Genomic DNA, 18,615 nt, shown 5'->3' with positions numbered 1-18,615 from the left:
GCCACCGAACTTCTTGGACAGAATGGTGGTGATCGCTGCGGTCAGCGTGGTCTTGCCGTGATCAACGTGGCCGATAGTACCGACGTTAACGTGCGGCTTCGTACGCGTGAACTTTTCCTTAGCCATGATATTTCCTTCTCGAGAACCTGAAATATACCAGCGAATAAATGGTGGAGCTGATGGTGGGAATTGAACCCACGACCTCTCCCTTACCAAGGGAGTGCTCTACCCCTGAGCTACATCAGCGCATTCTTTGGAGCGGGTGAAGGGAATCGAACCCTCGTCATAAGCTTGGAAGGCTTCTGCTCTACCATTGAGCTACACCCGCTTGATCCGGAACCAGACTATCTAAATACATACCAAACGACATATATCTATATAGTCTCATCCCAGGGAGCGGATACACTTCACGCCGCGTAATCTGGTGGAGGGAGAAGGATTCGAACCTTCGAAGGCAGAGCCGTCAGATTTACAGTCTGATCCCTTTGACCGCTCGGGAATCCCTCCTGAATGAGGAGCGCATTATGGCCAGAGGACCGAATCATGTCAAACACTTTTAGCCAGAAAACCTCAACAAAAACGTCATGTCTTTGAAAAAAGGCGAATTTTTTCAGAAGGCAGAACACCCAGTCTCAGCCCAACCGCCTGGCGCGTGCCCACACCAGCCCGCGTACCAGCCCAAAAACACGCCCACCAACACTCGAAAAGGCCGATCCAGAACCCTGGAGCTACAGGGAACCCGTTTTCTGACTCAACCATCACTTACCATTCCTTCCCAGACATCAACCCGCTCCACCTTGTTTAGCAAACGCCTCGCTTATGACATCCTACAGCCCGCCTTTATATCTCGTGCGCGCACGCGCGAGGAGCGCCAACCTGCGTAGCAAACAGCGCAACGCCACGACCAATTTTCCTTCACGTCAAATTCCTTTACCTTTTCGGGACTTATGAACATTTTCTTGCAGAAGTGTTGACACCAAAATCGCCATAGTGTTTAATTCGGTCCTCTCGAAGGCCAGTTAGCTCAGTTGGTAGAGCAGCGGATTGAAAATCCGCGTGTCCGTGGTTCGATTCCGCGACTGGCCACCAGAATTCAGTAGTGAACAAAAAAGCCGACACTTTGTGTCGGCTTTTTTGTTTTCGGCCAATGCCAATTGGCTCTTTGTATTCGGCAATTAATTATTCGCCGCCCGCATTCTCAGAAATATACCGTCTATATCCCGGTTTTGACCGCTCGCCGTCATCTGCAAAACCAATTCCTTTTTTCTTCGATTTTTCCAAAGCCTTCAAGCACCAGCCTCCCATGCTGCACACCTGATACACATTAGCGACATGCGTATACAAGACGCCACACCAATGGCCGTTTTTATTGCAAACAGTATTATCAGTATCGTCTAATGCCCCTTACCTAGATTGCCAGCTTTTATCTGTCATATACCAGATAAATAATACGGTTCTGTGTAATTCGTTGCTAAGCGATTGTTTTCTAAAGAAGGGGAATTCAAGTGAATCAAGCTAAACCCGGTCAGCGGGCATGGCAAGCAGTCAAGCTGCTTACCTTGCCGCTGTTGGCCAGCGCTACAATTGTACTTAGCGCATGTAATGGCGGCGCCGATGGCAGCTCGCTTTTTGGCAGCGGCTCAGGTGGTAGCACCACAACACCGACAACCAATCCGACGCCAACGCCAACACCTGTTGCAGTGCAAGCGGCCAGCCTGGTCGTGCTGGCAGATAAAACCAGCCTGCTCTCTGGCAGTACGGATGTCGCCACACTGACCATCACCGCGCTTGACAGCAATAACGCTGTGCTGGCCAACACCCCGATCTCCGTCAGCTCCGCATCCGGTATTTTGAGTGCCAGCAGCGTGGTCACCGATGGTACGGGTGTCGCCAAAGTGACTTATACACCTGGCCAAAATCGCGCAAACCGGACGGAAGTCATTTCGCTGACCAATGGCACGGTCAAGAACTCTACGGCCATTCTGGTCACCGGGACCAAAGTGCTGACCACTATCCCGACCGGCACTTCTTTGCCGATTGGTACCCCTGAAACCGTCAACGCCACCGTAACTGATGGCAAGGGCCAATTGGTCAGTGGTGCTACTGTCAATTTTGCGGTTGTTGGCGCAGGCGGCTCTGCTTCGCTCTCTTCTGCAACGGCAACGACGAATTCCTCAGGGATTGCATCTGTAACCGTCAACGGTATCGCGTCGGGTTCTGTAACACTGAATACCAGCACACTGGGTGCAACTGCCAGCAATACGTTGAACGTATCTGGTGTCAATACCTTTGCGATTACCGCACCTGCCGCGCAATCCACCCTACAGACCAACACACCGCTGACCGTTACTGTTTCGTCGGCCACCGCGACCACGGTGCAGTTCGTCGCTTCCATCGGTGGCTTCGGTAGTGGCACCCCCACGCCGACTACTTCTGCCGCTGTTACCGCCGGTGGCTCCGTCTCGGTGACCTTCAAGTCAACCACCAGCGGCGTAGCAAACATCACTGCGTTCGACTCCAACAATCCGAACGTCAGCAGCAGTGTGAGCGTTGCTGTGTCTGCACCTGCCACCCAGGCAACTGCGGTGACACTGCAGGCTGCACCGTCTGTACTGGCTCCAAGCTCGGGTTCGCAAACCAGTTCTTCCGTATTGACTATCCGCGTTACGGACTCCGGTAACACCGGTGTGGCCAACGTACCAGTTGCGTTGTCGTTCACGGGCGGCCCTGGTGGTGGCGAAACGGTTTCGCCGTCTTATGTTGTCACTGGCTCCTCCGGCTCCAGCCTGGGCGTTGCAACGGCAACCTTCACTGCAGGTAGCCTGCCTACATCGCAAGGCGCTCCAATCACCATTACCGCAACACCATTGATTAACGGTGGTGGCCCCATTACGCCAGCAACTACCAGCATTGTGATCGGTGGCACGGCAGGTTCGGTAGCGATTGGCCAAGCTTCTGCAATGAGCGAGTCAAGCGACCATACGGCATATATCCTTCCGATGTCGGTGATCGTCGCAGACTCCAACGGTAATCCGATGGCGAACGCTACGGTAAGCCTGTCCGCATGGCCTGTTGCCTTCTCGGTATCTAATGATTTCTGCCCGAACTTTATTACTCCGCCAACGGGTGAGCATGACTATACGTTGGCGAACGAAGATGCGAACGAGAACCTGATTGCGGATTCTGGTGAAGTTTACTCGGTGAATTTGCTGAACAACATCACCTTCGCGCCGACGGCAGGTACACCGCCGACCGCTGTGACCTCGCCTTCCCGTAACAGCACCATCCCACCGAACTCGGCCGCGGGCACACTGCCTTCGACCGTAACAACGGATTCCAGTGGTCGTGCGTCGTTCAATTACACGTTCCTGAAGTCGAGTGCACAATGGATTGTGAGTCGTATCCGGGCAACGACGACTGTACAAGGCACACAAGCTACCGCACAAACCACCTTCCGGCTGCCAGTGCTTAACGCCGATATCTCGCCGACTTGTACGCTGCCGGCATCTCCGTACAACTCGTACTACAGCGGCATCTAAGCAGTATCAGATAGTGCATAAAACAAAAAAGGCGATCGCAAGATCGCCTTTTTCTTTTCTGTCATCTGGTACAAATCAGGGGTTCCAGCCCCATTTTTCAAGATTGATAGCGCCATTGAGGCCAAACTCGATACCCTCAGCCTCTAGCAATACTCGCTGCAGGTCATCATGACCATCTAGCCCGCGCCGACTAATTGCGCCTTGATGATTCACGACACGATGCCAGGGCACATCTGCGCCGGACTGGGTCAGCGCGCGCCCCACCATTCTGGCATTGCGTGGGAAACCCGCCAGCCTGGCGATTTGGCCATAGCTAGCCACACGCCCGTGAGGGATTTGCGCCACGACGGCAAGCATGGCCGCATAGATGGAAGGGGCGGCCACCTTTTTCTCAGCGGTAATTCGCGATGCGGGCAATGAAAACTCCCTGAACCAGGAAACAGAAAATAAAAACGGGATGGTTTCCCATCCCGTCCTGTTTTACACCAGGCCAGACGCCAAGGCTAATTAGTTGCGCTCAACCTGGGACACATCGCGCACTGCACCGGTATCAGCACTGGTCGTCATGGCGGCATAGGCACGCAGTGCGGCGCTGACAAAACGTTCGCGACCGATGGGCTTCCAGGCATCCTTGCCCCTGGCTTCCATTTTGGCGCGGCGGTGGGCCAGTTCTTCATCAGTGACGCGCAGATTGATCGTGCGGTTCGGGATGTCGATATCAATGGCATCACCCTCTTGCACGAGACCAATCGCGCCGCCTTCCGCAGCTTCCGGCGAAGCATGGCCGATCGACAAGCCCGAAGTACCGCCAGAGAAGCGGCCATCGGTCAGCAGTGCGCAGGCTTTGCCCAGACCCTTGGACTTGAGATAAGAGGTCGGGTACAGCATTTCCTGCATGCCAGGACCGCCCTTGGGGCCCTCATAAACGATCACCACCACATCACCCGCGACAACCTGATCAGCCAGGATGGCTTCAACCGCCAGATCCTGACTCTGGAACACGCGCGCACGGCCAGAGAACTTGAGGATGGAGTCATCCACACCCGCCGTTTTCACAATACAACCCCGCTCGGCGATGTTGCCGTACAGCACGGCCAGGCCGCCGTCCTGACTGTAGGCGTGCTCCTTGCTGCGGATACAACCGTCGGCACGGTCGTTATCCAGCGTCGGGTAACGCATGGATTGCGAGAACGCGATGGTGGTCGGGATGCCGCCGGGCGCAGCGCGGTAGAAGTGATGCGCCACGCTTTCATTCTCGACCTGCATGATGTCCCACTTGGCCAGTGCGTCGGCCATGGTCGGGGCGTGCACGGTGCTGACTTCACGGTTGATCAGGCCGGCGCGATCCAGCTCAGCCAGAATGCCCATCACCCCACCTGCACGGTGCACGTCTTCCATGTGGTATTTCTGGGTTGCCGGTGCAACCTTGGCCAGGCAAGGCACTTTGCGGCTAATGGCGTCGATCTGGGCCATCTTGAAGTCCACGCCAGCTTCAGACGCGGCGGCCAGCAAATGCAGCACCGTGTTGGTCGAGCCCCCCATGGCCACATCCAGGCTCATGGCGTTTTCAAAGGCTTGTACCGTGGCGATATTACGTGGCAGAACCGACTCGTCGTCCTGTTCGTAGTAACGACGGGCCAGTTCGACAACGGTGCGGCCAGCCTGCAGGAACAACTGCTTGCGATCAGCGTGCGTGGCAACCAGCGAACCATTGCCCGGCAACGACAGACCCAGCGCTTCGGTCAGGCAGTTCATCGAATTGGCAGTAAACATACCTGAGCAGGAGCCACAGGTCGGGCAAGCCGAGCGTTCCATGGAAGCCACTTCGGCATCCGTCACGTTCGGGTTGGCGGCTTCGATCATGGCGTCGATCAAGTCGACATGACGCTCTTCACCGCGCCAGTTCACCTTGCCGGCTTCCATAGGGCCGCCAGAGACAAAGATCACCGGAATGTTGAGGCGCATGGCGGCCATCAACATCCCCGGGGTGATCTTGTCACAGTTGGAGATACACACCAGCGCATCAGCGCAGTGGGCGTTCACCATGTATTCAACCGAATCGGCAATCAGATCGCGGCTGGGCAGGCTGTACAACATACCGCCGTGGCCCATGGCGATACCATCATCCACGGCGATGGTGTTGAATTCTTTGGCGATACCGCCGGCTTTTTCAATTTCGCGCGCCACCAACTGGCCCAGGTTGTGCAAGTGCACGTGGCCCGGGACAAACTGGGTGAAAGAATTGGCGATGGCGATGATCGGCTTGCCGAAATCGTCATCTTTCATACCGGTAGCGCGCCACAGAGCGCGAGCACCGGCCATGTTGCGGCCGTGCGTGGAAGTGCGGGAACGATAGGCTGGCATATTACGTGTCCTTGGAACCGGAACGGCCCGGCTGCCTCTTGCAGCTGGAACCGCCGTTTGATGAATGACTCTAGCATACCGCGAACCGCGTCCTCACCCGGGGTGTGGGTGGCGCAATCCGTACAGTGAAACAGGCTTTTGGCGCGTTTGGGTTAAAAGGCGTTGCTGTATAATGCCCGATTTTATCCAAAAGCCCGCCTCACATGCTAATTCACCCGCATTTCAACCCGGTCGCCGTGAAAGTCGGACCGATCGCGATCCACTGGTACGGGCTGATGTACCTGGTCGGCTTTCTGCTGTTTCTGGTACTGGGCCGCCGCCGCATCAAGCTTGGCAACCCCGCGGGTTGGCAGCTGAACGAACTGGACGACCTGCTTTTTTACGGGGTGCTTGGGGTGATTCTGGGCGGACGTCTGGGCTACGTATTGTTCTATAAGCCAGACTTTTATTTCAGTCATCCGTTCGATATTTTCAAGGTCTGGGAAGGTGGCATGTCCTTCCACGGCGGGTTTATTGGCGTATTGGTGGCCATGTGGGTGTTCGCCCACAAAACACATCGTCGTTTCTTCGCCGTCACGGATTTCATCGCGCCGCTGGTTCCGCTGGGTCTGATGTTTGGCCGCCTGGGCAACTTTATCAATGGCGAGTTGTGGGGCCGGGTCACTACACCCACCATGCCATGGTCGATGGGTTTTCCTTCTGCGGCAAACGCGGATGCCGCCGCCGCACTGCGTAACCCGCAATGGCAGCAATGGCTGACCGAGTTCGGCATGTTGCCGCGCCATCCGTCCCAACTCTACGAGATGCTGACTGAAGGTCTGTTGCTGTTTGTGGTGCTGTATGTTTATTCCGGCAAGCCCCGCAAAGTCGGTCAGATCTCAGGCCTGTTCATGTTTGGCTACGGCCTTTGCCGCTTCTGCGTTGAATTCACCCGGGAGCCGGACGACTTCCTTGGCCTGCTGCAGTTCGGCCTGTCGATGGGCCAGTGGTTGTCGCTGCCCATGGTTTTGTTGGGTCTGCATTTGTTCTGGTGGTCTTCACGCGCCAGCAATCGCACCTGAGCACCCCACGCAACAAAAAAAGCATCGCCGAGGCGGTGCTTTTTTATTGCCTGCGTTGACCGGCTGTTGCCGCGCCCGCATCAGGATTTCAGTCGGTGTGCTAGTGTCAGCGGGTTAACGTGAAAAGGCTGAACACATGTCCGAAACCATGCTGGCCGACGGCAATATCTGGTGGTGGGTGGTCGCCATCGCCCTCATGCTGACCGGTCTTGTCGGCACCGTCTTCCCTCTGTTGCCCGGTACACCCTTCCTGTTTTTTGGCATGCTGGTTGCCGCATGGATCGACGGCTTCACCCGCGTGGGCTATATCACCCTCGGCATTCTGTTGTTGCTGATGCTGTTTTCCGCATTGCTGGACTGGATGGCCAGCGCGCTGGGCGCCAAACACGCGGGTGCCAGCAAACAAGCGGTCAGCGGCGCTCTGCTCGGCTCAATCGTCGGCATGTTCTTTGGCATCCCCGGTTTGATCCTGGGGCCATTCATTGGCGCGGTCGCGGGTGAACTCTACGCCCGGCGCGGCATTGTGCAGGCGGGCAAAGCTGGCGTTGCAACCTGGCTGGGGTTGGTACTGGGCGCGATCGCCAAGGTGGCGATCGCATTGATGATGCTGGGGATCTTCTTGTCGGTATGGTGGTTTAACCATCCATAGCCAACGCGTTAGAACCACCGCTTGTACTTGAAATATCCCGCCAGACTGACCGCGATCAGACCCATCACACCCAGGAGCACAAAATAGCCGTTGTGCGTGTGCAATTCCGGGATGTTCTCGAAGTTCATCCCATAGATGCCAGCCAGCAAACTCAGGGGCAGGAAAATGGTGGTAATCACCGTCAGCACGCGCATCTGCAGGTTCATGCGGTGTGATTGCAAAGATAGATAGGTGTCCTGCAGGCTTCCCACCAGATCCCGCAGCGCCTCCACACTTTCGATCAACTGCACGGTGTGGTCATACACATCGCGCAGGTAAAGTTGGGTTTCGTTACGGAAGAAATCGGGCTCATCACGTTGCAGCGTATTGACCATTTCCCGCAATGGCCACAGGCCACGCTTCACTGCCAGCAATGAGCGCCGCAGGTTCTGGATTTCACTCAGATGATCTGGTCCACCGCCGTCTTCGAAACTGTCTTCGACCGCCTCAATGCGTTCGCCAATGGCCTCCAGCACCGTGAAATAGCGGTCGACCAGTTTATCGAGCATGGAATACACCAGGTAATCCGCACCCCAGCGGCGTAGTTGTGACTGCTCGTTTTGCAGTGCTTCACGGATACCTTTGAACGAGCCTGTCGGGCGCTCCTGGAAAGTCAGTACCCAGTTTTGTCCGAGCACAATCGCCACTTGTTCGCTATCGATATTGGCGTTGTCGTCGGCATGGACCAGGCGCGCGGTGATAAAGAGGTAACCGGGGTAGACCTCGACTTTGGCGCGCTGCCCGGTATTGAGGATGTCTTCCTGCACCAGCGGGTGCAGCCCGAAATGGCGGCCAATGGTCTTGATGAATTCGGTATTGGATAAACCGTGCACATTCACCCAAACCGTGTGTTCCGGGCGTGGGGCGGGAAGATTGCAGTCGTCCGGGCTCAACGGGCGCGACGAAAGATCATCGGCCCTGGGGCCGAATTCAGTCAGTGTCGCCAGAGATTCTTGTGTGGGCGCATCACCCACATACACCAGGGTTCCGGGTTGCAAACCGGCTTTATCTGCGCGCGGGTGATGTCTTACGCGCTGTGTTCTGCGATTGCCAGTTCGTGACCGACGGTTTGCCATGCGTGGGTTTCCTCCATCAACGCGTGCCGAGTAAGCGGGCGGGCATCCAGCCAGCCCTTGGGCAATTTGAGTGTGTAACGCTTGCCGGTGGCATTGAGCATACAGTCAGGATCAGGATCATCATGCCGGGCACGATGAATGATGCAAGCCAGCCGCAGCGCCAGCACGGCTTGCCAGAGCGCTTCACCCGAGGGCTTGCCCGCTTTTTCCAGCTTGCCCCGCTGTGCCAGCACCAACGAACCCAGTTGGGCTTGCTCGCGACGGGAAAATCCTGGCATATCGGCATGCTGCAGGATGTAGGCCGAATGCTTGTGATAACTGGTATGCGAGATGGCACGCCCCACCTCATGCAGCATGGCGGCGTAATACACATCCAGCGCCAGCGCAGCGTTCACTTGCGGCATGGTCTGGGCCAGATGCAGCGCCAGCGTCGCCACACGCTGCGCCTGCGCGGCGTCTGTGTGATAGCGCCGCAAGAAGCCATTGACGGTTTGCGTGCGGATGTCATGTTGACCCTGGCGGCCCAGCAAGTCATACAACACCCCGTCGCGCAACGCGCCCTGGGTGATCTGCATGCGCTCGATACCCAGAAGATCAAACACGGCCGCCATGATGGCAAAACCACCAGCCAGCACCGGACGACGGTCATCGCGCAAGCCATTGAGCTTGACCTTATCGACGTGACCGGCATCCAGCAGGATGTGCCGGATCCGCGTGAGGCCTGCTTTGGTAATGCCACCGCTGGCAATGTCATTCAGTTCCATCACATCGGCCAGTGACCGCGCGGTGCCCGATGTGCCAATCGCCATTTGCCAGTGACGAGCATGAAAGTCTTGTTCCAGTGGCTGGATGACTTCGCCGGCGGCAATTTCGGCCGCGGCCATCCGGTCTGGCGTGATGATCCCGTCCGGGAAGAAACGCAAGCTCCAGGACACACAGCCCATCAACGTGCTTTCTGTGGTCAGCGGGTTGTATTGGCGACCCACAATGAACTCCGTAGAGCCGCCGCCAATGTCAACGACAAGTCGTTTCTCACGCGAAGATGGCAGGCTGTGCGAGGCGCCCAGATAAATCAGCCGTGCTTCTTCGCGACCACCAATAATTTCGATCGGAAAACCCAGCGCGGCTTCTGCTTCTGGCAAAAAGGTTTGGCCATTCTTGGCGACACGAAACGTGTTCGTGGCCACCGCCCGCACCTGCTCTGGCCGCAAGCCGCGCAGGCGCTCACCAAAGCGCGCCAGCGCCTCAAGCGCTTGTTGCTGGGCTGCGGGGGTCAGGTAGTTGCGGTCATCCAGGCCGGCACCCAACCGTACGGTTTCTTTGAAGGTATCCAGCGGCACCACTGTGCTTTCGAGCACCCGGGCCACTTGCAGGCGAAAGCTGTTAGAGCCGAGGTCAACGGCGGCGATCAGATTGTCGTCGGCCATGCGCATTCCAGAGAAGTTGAACGAAACAGGGGCATGCGCCCAGGTTACGAAAATAGTCAGGCCAACATAGCGAACGATTGCGCGGCTGGCAATTGTCGGGATAGCGCATACCACCACAAATTGCATGTGGCAGACATGAAAAAAGCGGCCCGAAAGCCGCTTTTTCAATGTGCGCAGAGCAATGCGACAAACAACTTACTCGCTGTCGGTCTTGTTCAGCACCAGGCGTTCCACTTCTTCCTGGCTCTTGTGACGAATGTCCAGACCCTTCACCAGGAACACGACTTGTTCAGCCACGTTCACAGCCAGATCACCAATACGCTCGATGGCCTTGGCAATCCACAGGATATCCAGCGTCAGCGAAATGGTGCGCGGGTCTTCCATCATCAGGGTAATCAGCTGACGCTGCAGGCCGCGGTATTCGTCGTCCAGACGGCTGTCATCGCGGATCACCTGAGTGGCTTGCACCACATCCAGACGGGCGAAAGCATCCAGGGCCTTGGACAACATGTCCAGCGCATCTTCAGCGATGTGATTCAGTTCGTTGAAGCGCGGTACTTGCAGACGGCCGCTGTCGTAAATGTTCTTGGCACGCTGGCAAATGCGGGAAGCCTTGTCACCGATGCGTTCCAGGTCTTCCACCGACTTGATCACGGTCATGACCATACGCAGGTCACCGGCAGCAGGTTGGCGGCGGGCGATCATGTGAATACACATGTCATCCAGTTGCACGTGCATCTGGTTCACACGCTCTTCTTGCTCCAGCACCTTGTTCACGATCGTCAGATCGCCAGAAGCCAGGGCCTCCATGGCCAGCCGAACCTGTTCTTCCACAAGGCCGGCCATGCCAAGCACGTTAGAGCGGATAGCTTCCAGTTCAGTATCGAATTGCTTGGAAATGTGTTCGGCCATTGAGCCAGTCTCCGACAGCGTGCGGTTTGGTTTATCAAGCGCGGTAACATAACACGGGTTTGTTACCAATATGTTGCAAGTACATGGCGTACCGGGCGGGTCTGCCATGTCCCTGTTTTGCAACTCTTCTTTTTTTATTTGTAGGTCTTCACGCCATCGGCCGTGCCCAGCAGCAGCACATCTGCGCGACGACGGGCAAACAGACCGTTGGTAACCACGCCAACGATCTGGTTCAGTTCGGTTTCCAGCTTGGTCGCTTCGCTCACCTGCCAGCCATGGACATCCAGGATCACGTTACCGTTATCGGTAATCACGCCTTCACGATACGCCGGATGACCACCCAGTTTGACGATCTCGCGCGCCACGTACGAACGCGCCATCGGAATGACCTCGACCGGCACCGGAAACTTGCCCAGTACAGTGACGTACTTGCTTTCATCGGCGATACAGATGAATTGCTCGGCGACAGCGGACACGATCTTTTCGCGCGTCAACGCCGCACCACCGCCCTTGATCATCTGCAGCTGGTGATTGATTTCATCCGCGCCATCGACATACACCGGCAGCTTGTCGATCGTGTTCAGATCAAACACCTCAATCCCGAGACCCATCAGACGCTTCACACTGGCTTCAGAAGACGACACGGCGCCTTTGATGCGGCCCTTCATCGTGCCCAGCGCATCAATGAAATAGTTGGCGGTCGACCCGGTACCTACGCCCACAATGCAATCGTCTGGCACGTATTGCAGGGCGGCGCGGCCCACGGCTTCTTTCAGTTCGTTTTGCGTCATGACGTAAAGCTCCGGAAATGATCAGTTGAAAACAGCGTGCCGGCGGGTACCGGCTATTGGTCGCAATTGTAGCAGGCGAGCCCTGCCCTGCCGCATCAATGCAGTGTGGAAAGCCACGTGCGAATACCCGCCAGCAGCATTTCGACGGCAATGGCCGTCAGAATCAAACCCATCAAACGCTCAAAGGCCTGGGTCAGACGCTCACCTAACCAGAAACTGATCCGTTCAGAGAACAACAACGTCAGACCACAAATCAGCATGGTGATCGCCAGCGCGCCAGCCCATTCCCAGATGCGATCCGGATCGTGCGACACCAGGAGCAACACGGTGGCCAAGGCAGATGGACCCGCCAGCAAGGGCACGGCCAGCGGCACGATAAAGGGCTCGCCATGCGGGGCGCCATCGCCAAACACGCCTTCGGCTTTGGGGAAAATCATGCGCAGCGCAATCAAAAACAGGATGATGCCGCCCGCAATACCCAGCGAGGTCTCAGACAAATGCATGACTTGCAAGAAGCTTTGGCCGAACACCATGAACGCCAGCAGGATACAAAACGCCACCAGGGTTTCGCGCAGGATCACCTTCACGCGGCGCTCACGCGGCACTTTTTTCAACAACGAAACAAACAGGGGTAGACCACCCAATGGATCGGTCACCAGCAACAGCAAAACCAGTGCGGAAAAGAATGTATGTGTCATATCTGCAATTCTCGCACATCGATCCGGTAATAATTTGACCTACCGTTACTTTTCCCAGGCTTGATCTAAGTATCGCAATCCAGAATAATAAATGAGAATAGATCGCATTTAATGTATCAAGTCATGCCCGGCCCCGCTCAAGCGGTTGCGCGATCGACCGAGAAGGTATGACACGCGCCCGTTTTTGCCCGCAAGGCGACCGGCGCCATAAGGAATTCCATGGCCAATATCCTGTTTGTTGTCTGGCGCGAGAGCGTAGAAGCGCTGCTTGTGATCGGTATCTTGTTTGCCTGGCTGCGTAACGCGGGGTTGAACGAAGGCATGAAGTACTTGTGGGGCGGCGTCGTCGCCGGCCTCGCGCTGGCTGGTGCGCTGGCCGGCGCCATGATGGCACTGGAAAGCGTGCTGCCCGATGGCTCGATCGAATACTTCCAGCTTGCCATGGTGCTGATTGCCAGTGGGCTGATCGTGCAGATGGTGTTCTGGATGCGCATCCACGGTCGCACACTCAAAAAAGAACTGGAAGGCGAAATGTCGCAAGCCGCCGCCAAAGCCAACTGGTGGGGCTTGATGGTCGTGGTCATGCTGGCCGTGGCGCGCGAAGGCTCTGAAGCCGTAGTGTTCCTCTATGGCCTGGGTCTGGGTTCGGGCAGCCCCGGTCAGACGGTTCTGGCGATTGTGCTGGGCCTGGCGCTGGCTTTCCTGACCTTCTGGTTGCTGCAGCAAGGCGGCAAGATTTTTTCCTGGCGCCTGTTTTTCAAGATCACCGAAATCATGCTGCTGTTCCTGGCTGCATCCATGTTGATCAATGGCGTGGAACGCATGATCGGTCTGGACTGGATCCCGGGCATTGTTGACCCGCTCTGGAACACCTCCATGGTGCTGGATGACACCAGCCGCTTTGGTGGCGTGGTCGGTGCCCTGACCGGTTACCGCGCACAACCGGCGCTGACCATGGTTCTGGTCTACGCCGCGTACTGGATTGCCGTGGTGGTCGCGCTCAAGCGGGTTACTGCCAAACAGAACAAGCCCAAGCCAGCACCGGTGGCCGCGCAAACAGCCAGCCAGTCCGGTCGCTAACCAGACCGCGTCGGTTGCAATCAAAAAAGGCCGCCCTGTTGGGCGGCTTTTTTTTACCCCTTTCGACACCGCTTCGCGGGCACTCGCGAGTACAAATCGGGCTGCGCCAATCAAGCGCACGTCCAGCCCTTGCAATCACCAGCGAGCCGCGTGAAGACGCTCACGATGCACTGTTTACGCTTCCTGGTTTTCATTTTCAGGTATCGCCGATAGCTGGACCCCATACGGCGGAGAAAAACTGACTTGTTTTGAACCGGTCACTTGCCCCCGATTCTGGCAAGCAGGAATCTCCGAAATGATTGAACACAATGCTCAAACTGCTGGGCGCGCTGGGTTTGCGGCGGACACTCACTACGAACACATAGCCTTTGGCCGCGGCACCCTGGCTCTGATTACGCTATGCGCCATGCTGAGTGGTTGCGCATCTACGCCTAAAGACGTTCCCTTATCCGACCTGCGCTTTGCCGGATATGGCGTCGTTAGCCACGTATCTGAAGAAGAAAAGCCAAAAAGATTTACGGAAGCACTGGGAACCGCCGGCATGATCGTTGGCGTTGTGGCCGGTTTCGCCCTTGATGTTGCTGTGATTGCGATGGGTGCCGGTCATGAATCGACCTACGAAACATGTGACCACCGTGGACATCACTCCTGGTGCAGTAGCGAGTCAAGCCATGACGGTTTCGACGGCACATCCGGCGTTGCAACGATGTTGGGGGGCATTGCCGGAGGGGTGTTGGGCTACGGGGTAGGTGGTATTGCAGACGCCGCCGTCAATCTCGCAGAACCACCCCGGGTACGTATCACCGTTACTCCGCTCAACGCTAACCAGAACGTAAACCCTGTCGCGTTTTCCGTAATCAAAGTTGTAGAAGACCCCCCATTGATCGTCGGTGACCAGGTCATGATCTACACGGACGGCGTCACAACGCAGATTTCACGCGATCACCCCTCTGTCGGGATCAATCCAGTTATTGCACAACCCGTTTCTTCCGGGACGGTGGCCTACGAACAACTCCAGGAGGATGAACATTTACCGAGCCCGGCACAGCCCGACGTCCCTCCCGACGAGGACTTGCAACGCTAGACGGTGGGCGAACACGGTGAATCACAAAGAACACTCAAGGGGCAGAGGGCTTTACCGGTTATCGGGAACCTGGGGCGGGGTTCAACGCATTGCTCGGCATGTTTGTGCTGCTCTATCTGTTGTTAAAACTTGCATACAGAACGATCTGTTCCAACGTGGCTTACCGTCTCACGCCATTCCCGGTGAGGATAAATGAAACACGCCACAGTCAATCTCACTCTGCTACCCACATTAATCCTGTGCGTTTACCCCGTCATGGCCGCCATGAAACCGCTTTCCAGTGAAGAGTTAATGGCTCAAGCCAAAAGCGTTTTCACAGCGACAGTCCTCTCCGTGAAATCTGAAATAGAACCTCGCCACACGAGGCCGGTTGAGTTCACAAAGTATGTCTTTTGCATGCGTATCAACACCATCGAGAAACAAAGTTCCAGCGCGTTAAAACCAGGCGAAGTGATTTGTGCAAGCACCTTCAAAACAAGAGTAACCGATCCTTCTTCAGGCTGGTCTGGACTACAAGGCATAGCACCACCGCCAATAAAGAGTACTGCCAGGTTTTTCCTGGACAACGTAGGTACTGGCGACACCTGGAACGTCATCCAGCCGGACGGCATTCAGCCAATGCCCGAGAACAAGCAATAGCCCGCTGTACGTTTGCCTCTGTCAACGCAACAAACAAGCCAGCAACATCCTGGTCGCCAAGGCATGACCAGGCATCGCAGCAGCCTGCTGCGCTGGTAATCGCGCTGAACTGTGTGCACCGGTCAAAACGGTGATCGTTAAAATGGGTTCTTTGACCACTCAGATCACCACGATGACCGATACCCCGCCCGTAACGCCCATGCCCATCACGCCATGGACTCTCTTTTACACTTTTGCCAGCATGGGCCTGCAAGGGTTTGGTGGTGTCATGGCCTGGGCACGGCGCATTCTGGTGGAAGATCGTGGCTGGGTGGATAACCGGGAGTTCACCGAACTGCTGGCGCTATCGCAAATCTTGCCAGGCCCGAACATCTGCAATCTGGCCAGTATCCTCGGGTACCGCTGGTGCGGGCTGCGCGGTGCCGTCGCAGCAGTGATCGGCTTGCTGGGGCCGTCCGGGCTGATTGTGCTGGCTATCGGCGCACTGTATGAGCATTACCAGAACGCGCCGGGCGTAGAAGGTGCCGTGCACGGCATGACCGCCGTGGCGGTCGGGCTGGTATTCGCTGCCGGGGTGAAACTGGCGCAAAGCCAGCCGCGTAATGTGCGTGGTCCGATGCTGGGCGTTGCGGCACTGATCGCCGTTGCGGTACTGCATTGGCCGCTGGTCTGGGTACTGGGTGCGCTGATTCCGTTGGCTCTGGTGCTGGAATGGCACAGCAACCGGAGCCCGGACGTATGAGCATCCTGGTCCAGCTTTTTTTGCAATTTGTGCTGATCAGCCTTCTGGCCTTTGGTGGTGCCAGCGCCACCCTGCCAGAAATGCATCGTTTTCTGGTGGTGCAGCATCATTGGGTGGATGACCACACCTTCAGTTCGCTCTACGCGATCTCTCAGGCGGCACCCGGGCCCAATGTGTTGTTTGTGGCCTTGTTTGGCTGGCATGTGGCGGGCATTGCCGGCGCGGCGGTCACGCTGTTTGCCATGTGCATTCCGGCGGCAACCCTGGCGCTATTGGTTGAGCATTACATGAGCCGCTATCCGCATCACACCTGGCATCTGGTTCTGCGCCGGGCGTTGGCGCCCATTACCATCGGCCTTGTCTTTGCTACCGCGCTGATTGTGTTTCAGGGTGCGCCGGTGCATATCGGGTCGATTCTATTGGTGATTGCGACCACCTGGATCACCTTGCGCACACGGTTCAATGCCTTGTGGCTGATTGCCATCGGCGCCTTGTTGGGCATGGCGGGCTGGGTCTGACTACCTGTCAAATCGCGCACCTTGCTTAAGCCTGTCAGCGCATCCATGCTGAAGCTCCTGTCAATGACCGTACTTTCAGTGGATGACCTGCCATGCCTGCAATGCCCCTGATTAACCACGTCTCCGTCGGCACCAACCAGTTTGATGCTGCCGTCCAGTTTTACGATGCCGTCATGGCCGCACTGGGTGCCAGGCGCGTGATGGAATTCCCCGGTGCCGTCGCCTATGGCCGCGAATTGCCGGAATTCTGGGTACAGCGCCCCTACGATGGGAAAGATGCCGGCACCGCCAACGGCGTGCATTTTGGCTTCAACGCCGCCAGCAAGGCCGAGGTCGATGCCTTTCACGCTGCAGCATTGGGCAAAGGCGGCACAGATGACGGCAAGCCTGGTCCGCGCGTGGATTATGGCGCCCAGTATTACGGCGCGTTCGTGCGAGACCCTGCGGGCAACAAGATCGAAGCGATGTTCTGGGATGTCAGCGCGGCCTGACACGTCAACGCAGGACAACAAAAAAGGACGCAAGCAGCGTCCTTTTTTGTTGGTCGACAAACAGGCTTACCACACGCCCACAAACTCCAGAATCCCTTCCGCAGCCTGGCGGCCTTCGTACACCGCGCGCACCACCAGATCGGCCCCACGCACCTGGTCACCACCCGCAAAAATCTTCGGGTTGGATGTCTGGTATTTGAGCGTTTGCGTCGCCGGCGCGATGGTACGACCCCAGTCGTCGGTCTTGATACCCTGTGCGTCAAACCAGCTAGCGGCTTCAGCCTGGAAACCAAACGCAATGATCACGTGATCGCATTCGATGACCTCTTCAGAACCCGGTACGTTCTCGGCGCGGCGACGGCCTTTTTCATCGGGCTCGCCCAGGCGGGTGGTCACCAGAGTCAGCGCCAGCGTGCCATCAGCGTTCTGTTTGATACCGACGGGTTGGCGGTTCCACAGGAACTGCACGCCCTCTTCTTTGGCGTTCGCCACTTCGCGCTTGGAGCCAGGCATATTGGCTTCGTCCCGGCGATACGCGCAGATCACGCTCTTTGCGCCCTGGCGGATAGAGGTGCGATTGCAGTCCATGGCCGTGTCGCCACCGCCGAGCACCACCACGCGCTTGCCCTTCATCGATTGCGGTGCTTCACCCGCCGGCAGGGTACCCAGCTTCTGGCGGATGTTGTTGATCAGGAACGGCAGCGCTTCCAGTACACCCGGCAGTTCTTCGCCCTCAAAGCCGCCTTTCATGTACTTGTACGCACCCATGCCCATGAACACGGCATCGTAGTCACGCAGCAGATCTTCAATGGTGATATCGGTGCCAATCTCGATCTTCAGGCGGAACTCGACTCCCATTCCTTCCATGATTTCGCGGCGGCGCGCGACGATGTCTTTTTCCAGCTTGAATTCCGGGATGCCAAAAGTCAGCAGACCACCAATCTCTTCATAGCGATCAAACACCACCGGTTTGACGCCATTGCGGACCAGAATGTCCGCGCAGCCCAAACCCGCAGGGCCCGCGCCGATGATGGCGACTTTCTTGTCGCTCCACACCACTTTGGACATATCCGGACGCCAGCCTTGCTCATAGGCGGTATCGGTAATGTATTTCTCGACCGAGCCAATCGACACCGCGCCAAAGCCGCCCTGATTGAGCGTACAGGCACCTTCGCACAGGCGGTCTTGCGGGCATACGCGACCGCAGATTTCCGGCAGGCTGTTGGTCTTGTGGCTGAGTTCGGCGGCTTCAAACAGCTTGCCTTCCTGCACCAGTTGCAACCAGTTGGGAATGTAATTGTGAACCGGACATTCCCATTCGCAATACGGATTGCCGCAGGACAGACAGCGCCCCGCCTGGTCAGCAGCTTCGCCTGCGCCCAAGGGCTGGTAGATTTCCTTGAAAACGTAAATGCGCTCGTTTGCCGGGGTTTTCTCACCCGGGTTGCGCGCCACATTCATGAACTGAAAAACATCCATTGGGTTATCCCCTGTGAGGTGTGCTG

The 18,615-nt window shown here is 56.9% G+C and carries 18 protein-coding genes and 4 tRNA genes; 10 read left to right on the top strand and 12 right to left on the bottom strand.

Features of this window, described 5'->3' with window-relative positions; genetic code table 11:
- The 4 genes from IEX44_RS15750 to IEX44_RS15735 all read right to left on the bottom strand — a co-directional run.
- Positions 1 to 126 (bottom strand): GTP-binding protein (locus IEX44_RS15750; protein ID WP_229679220.1); only part of this gene is annotated, 126 nt, incomplete at its 3' end.
- A 45-nt stretch (positions 127 to 171) separates the two neighbouring features.
- A tRNA-Thr gene (locus IEX44_RS15745) sits at positions 172 to 246 on the bottom strand.
- A gap of 8 nt (positions 247 to 254) precedes the next feature.
- A tRNA-Gly gene (locus tag IEX44_RS15740) sits at positions 255 to 328 on the bottom strand.
- 94 nt (positions 329 to 422) lie between these two features.
- Positions 423 to 507: transfer RNA gene (locus IEX44_RS15735), tRNA-Tyr, on the bottom strand.
- 506 nt (positions 508 to 1,013) lie between these two features.
- On the opposite strand from IEX44_RS15735, the gene IEX44_RS15730 reads away from it, so the two are divergent.
- Together IEX44_RS15730 and IEX44_RS15725 are read left to right on the top strand one after the other, a co-directional pair.
- A tRNA-Phe gene (locus tag IEX44_RS15730) sits at positions 1,014 to 1,089 on the top strand.
- A 416-nt stretch (positions 1,090 to 1,505) separates the two neighbouring features.
- The gene (locus IEX44_RS15725) at positions 1,506 to 3,539 is read left to right on the top strand and encodes a beta strand repeat-containing protein (protein WP_188695989.1); all 2,034 of its coding nucleotides are present in this window, start codon (positions 1,506 to 1,508) and stop codon (positions 3,537 to 3,539) included.
- Positions 3,540 to 3,614: 75 nt separating this feature from the next.
- Here IEX44_RS15725 and IEX44_RS15720 read toward each other — a convergent pair whose 3' ends face one another.
- Together IEX44_RS15720 and ilvD are read right to left on the bottom strand one after the other, a co-directional pair.
- Positions 3,615 to 3,956, bottom strand: coding sequence for an MGMT family protein (locus tag IEX44_RS15720; RefSeq protein ID WP_268238908.1), 342 nt, complete (start codon positions 3,954 to 3,956; stop codon positions 3,615 to 3,617).
- Positions 3,957 to 4,046: 90 nt separating this feature from the next.
- Positions 4,047 to 5,903, bottom strand: coding sequence for a dihydroxy-acid dehydratase (gene ilvD / locus IEX44_RS15715; RefSeq protein WP_188695986.1), 1,857 nt, complete (start codon positions 5,901 to 5,903; stop codon positions 4,047 to 4,049).
- A 203-nt stretch (positions 5,904 to 6,106) separates the two neighbouring features.
- Between ilvD and lgt the strand changes: the two genes are divergently transcribed.
- Both lgt and IEX44_RS15705 read left to right on the top strand, forming a co-directional pair.
- Positions 6,107 to 6,964: a prolipoprotein diacylglyceryl transferase gene (gene lgt, locus IEX44_RS15710; protein ID WP_188695983.1), complete on the top strand. Its 858-nt coding sequence runs from the start codon at positions 6,107 to 6,109 to the stop codon at positions 6,962 to 6,964.
- Between the two features lie 136 nt (positions 6,965 to 7,100).
- Positions 7,101 to 7,613, top strand: coding sequence for a DUF456 domain-containing protein (locus IEX44_RS15705; protein WP_229679216.1), 513 nt, complete (start codon positions 7,101 to 7,103; stop codon positions 7,611 to 7,613).
- An 8-nt stretch (positions 7,614 to 7,621) separates the two neighbouring features.
- On the opposite strand, the gene corA is transcribed toward IEX44_RS15705, so the two are convergent.
- From corA to IEX44_RS15680, 5 genes are all read right to left on the bottom strand, one after another.
- A complete protein-coding gene (gene corA / locus IEX44_RS15700; RefSeq protein ID WP_188695979.1) occupies positions 7,622 to 8,728 on the bottom strand; it encodes a magnesium/cobalt transporter CorA in 1,107 nt (368 codons plus the stop codon).
- Positions 8,680 to 10,155 (bottom strand): exopolyphosphatase, encoded by a 1,476-nt coding sequence (gene ppx / locus IEX44_RS15695; protein WP_188695976.1) that lies wholly within the window; start codon positions 10,153 to 10,155, stop codon positions 8,680 to 8,682. The genes corA and ppx overlap by 49 nt, the downstream gene beginning before the upstream one ends.
- A 195-nt stretch (positions 10,156 to 10,350) precedes the next feature.
- Positions 10,351 to 11,067 (bottom strand): phosphate signaling complex protein PhoU, encoded by a 717-nt coding sequence (phoU, locus tag IEX44_RS15690; protein ID WP_188695973.1) that lies wholly within the window; start codon positions 11,065 to 11,067, stop codon positions 10,351 to 10,353.
- 134 nt (positions 11,068 to 11,201) lie between these two features.
- Positions 11,202 to 11,858, bottom strand: a complete 657-nt coding sequence (gene rpiA, locus IEX44_RS15685) for a ribose-5-phosphate isomerase RpiA (RefSeq protein WP_188695970.1) — start codon at positions 11,856 to 11,858, stop codon at positions 11,202 to 11,204.
- Between the two features lie 95 nt (positions 11,859 to 11,953).
- Positions 11,954 to 12,556 carry a MarC family protein gene (locus IEX44_RS15680; protein ID WP_188695967.1) on the bottom strand — a complete coding sequence of 201 codons (603 nt, stop codon included), beginning with the start codon at positions 12,554 to 12,556 and terminating at the stop codon, positions 11,954 to 11,956.
- A gap of 219 nt (positions 12,557 to 12,775) precedes the next feature.
- Here IEX44_RS15680 and IEX44_RS15675 point away from each other — a divergent pair, with 219 nt between their 5' ends.
- The 6 genes from IEX44_RS15675 (at position 12,776) to IEX44_RS15650 (ending at position 17,110) form a co-directional block, all read left to right on the top strand.
- Positions 12,776 to 13,636 (top strand): FTR1 family iron permease, encoded by an 861-nt coding sequence (locus tag IEX44_RS15675; protein WP_188695965.1) that lies wholly within the window; start codon positions 12,776 to 12,778, stop codon positions 13,634 to 13,636.
- A gap of 295 nt (positions 13,637 to 13,931) precedes the next feature.
- Entirely contained in the window at positions 13,932 to 14,720 is a 789-nt protein-coding gene (locus IEX44_RS15670; protein ID WP_188695962.1) for a hypothetical protein, read from the top strand.
- A 192-nt stretch (positions 14,721 to 14,912) separates the two neighbouring features.
- A complete protein-coding gene (locus tag IEX44_RS15665) occupies positions 14,913 to 15,359 on the top strand; it encodes a hypothetical protein (RefSeq protein WP_188695959.1) in 447 nt (148 codons plus the stop codon).
- 172 nt (positions 15,360 to 15,531) lie between these two features.
- Positions 15,532 to 16,101, top strand: coding sequence for a chromate transporter (locus IEX44_RS15660; protein WP_188696048.1), 570 nt, complete (start codon positions 15,532 to 15,534; stop codon positions 16,099 to 16,101).
- Positions 16,098 to 16,619, top strand: a complete 522-nt coding sequence (locus tag IEX44_RS15655; protein WP_188695956.1) for a chromate transporter — start codon at positions 16,098 to 16,100, stop codon at positions 16,617 to 16,619. The genes IEX44_RS15660 and IEX44_RS15655 overlap by 4 nt, the downstream gene beginning before the upstream one ends.
- Positions 16,620 to 16,711: 92 nt before the next feature.
- Positions 16,712 to 17,110: a VOC family protein gene (locus IEX44_RS15650; RefSeq protein WP_188695954.1), complete on the top strand. Its 399-nt coding sequence runs from the start codon at positions 16,712 to 16,714 to the stop codon at positions 17,108 to 17,110.
- Between the two features lie 66 nt (positions 17,111 to 17,176).
- On the opposite strand, the gene IEX44_RS15645 is transcribed toward IEX44_RS15650, so the two are convergent.
- Complete coding sequence (locus IEX44_RS15645) at positions 17,177 to 18,589, bottom strand: glutamate synthase small subunit GltD family protein (RefSeq protein ID WP_188695951.1); 1,413 nt, start codon at positions 18,587 to 18,589, stop codon at positions 17,177 to 17,179.
- Positions 18,590 to 18,615 lie beyond the last annotated feature (26 nt).

It is taken from the genome of Silvimonas amylolytica (assembly GCF_014645555.1).
Taxonomy (GTDB): domain Bacteria; phylum Pseudomonadota; class Gammaproteobacteria; order Burkholderiales; family Chitinibacteraceae; genus Silvimonas; species Silvimonas amylolytica.
Note: the sequence above shows the minus strand (reverse complement) of the source record. Positions and strands in the feature narration are given on the sequence as shown.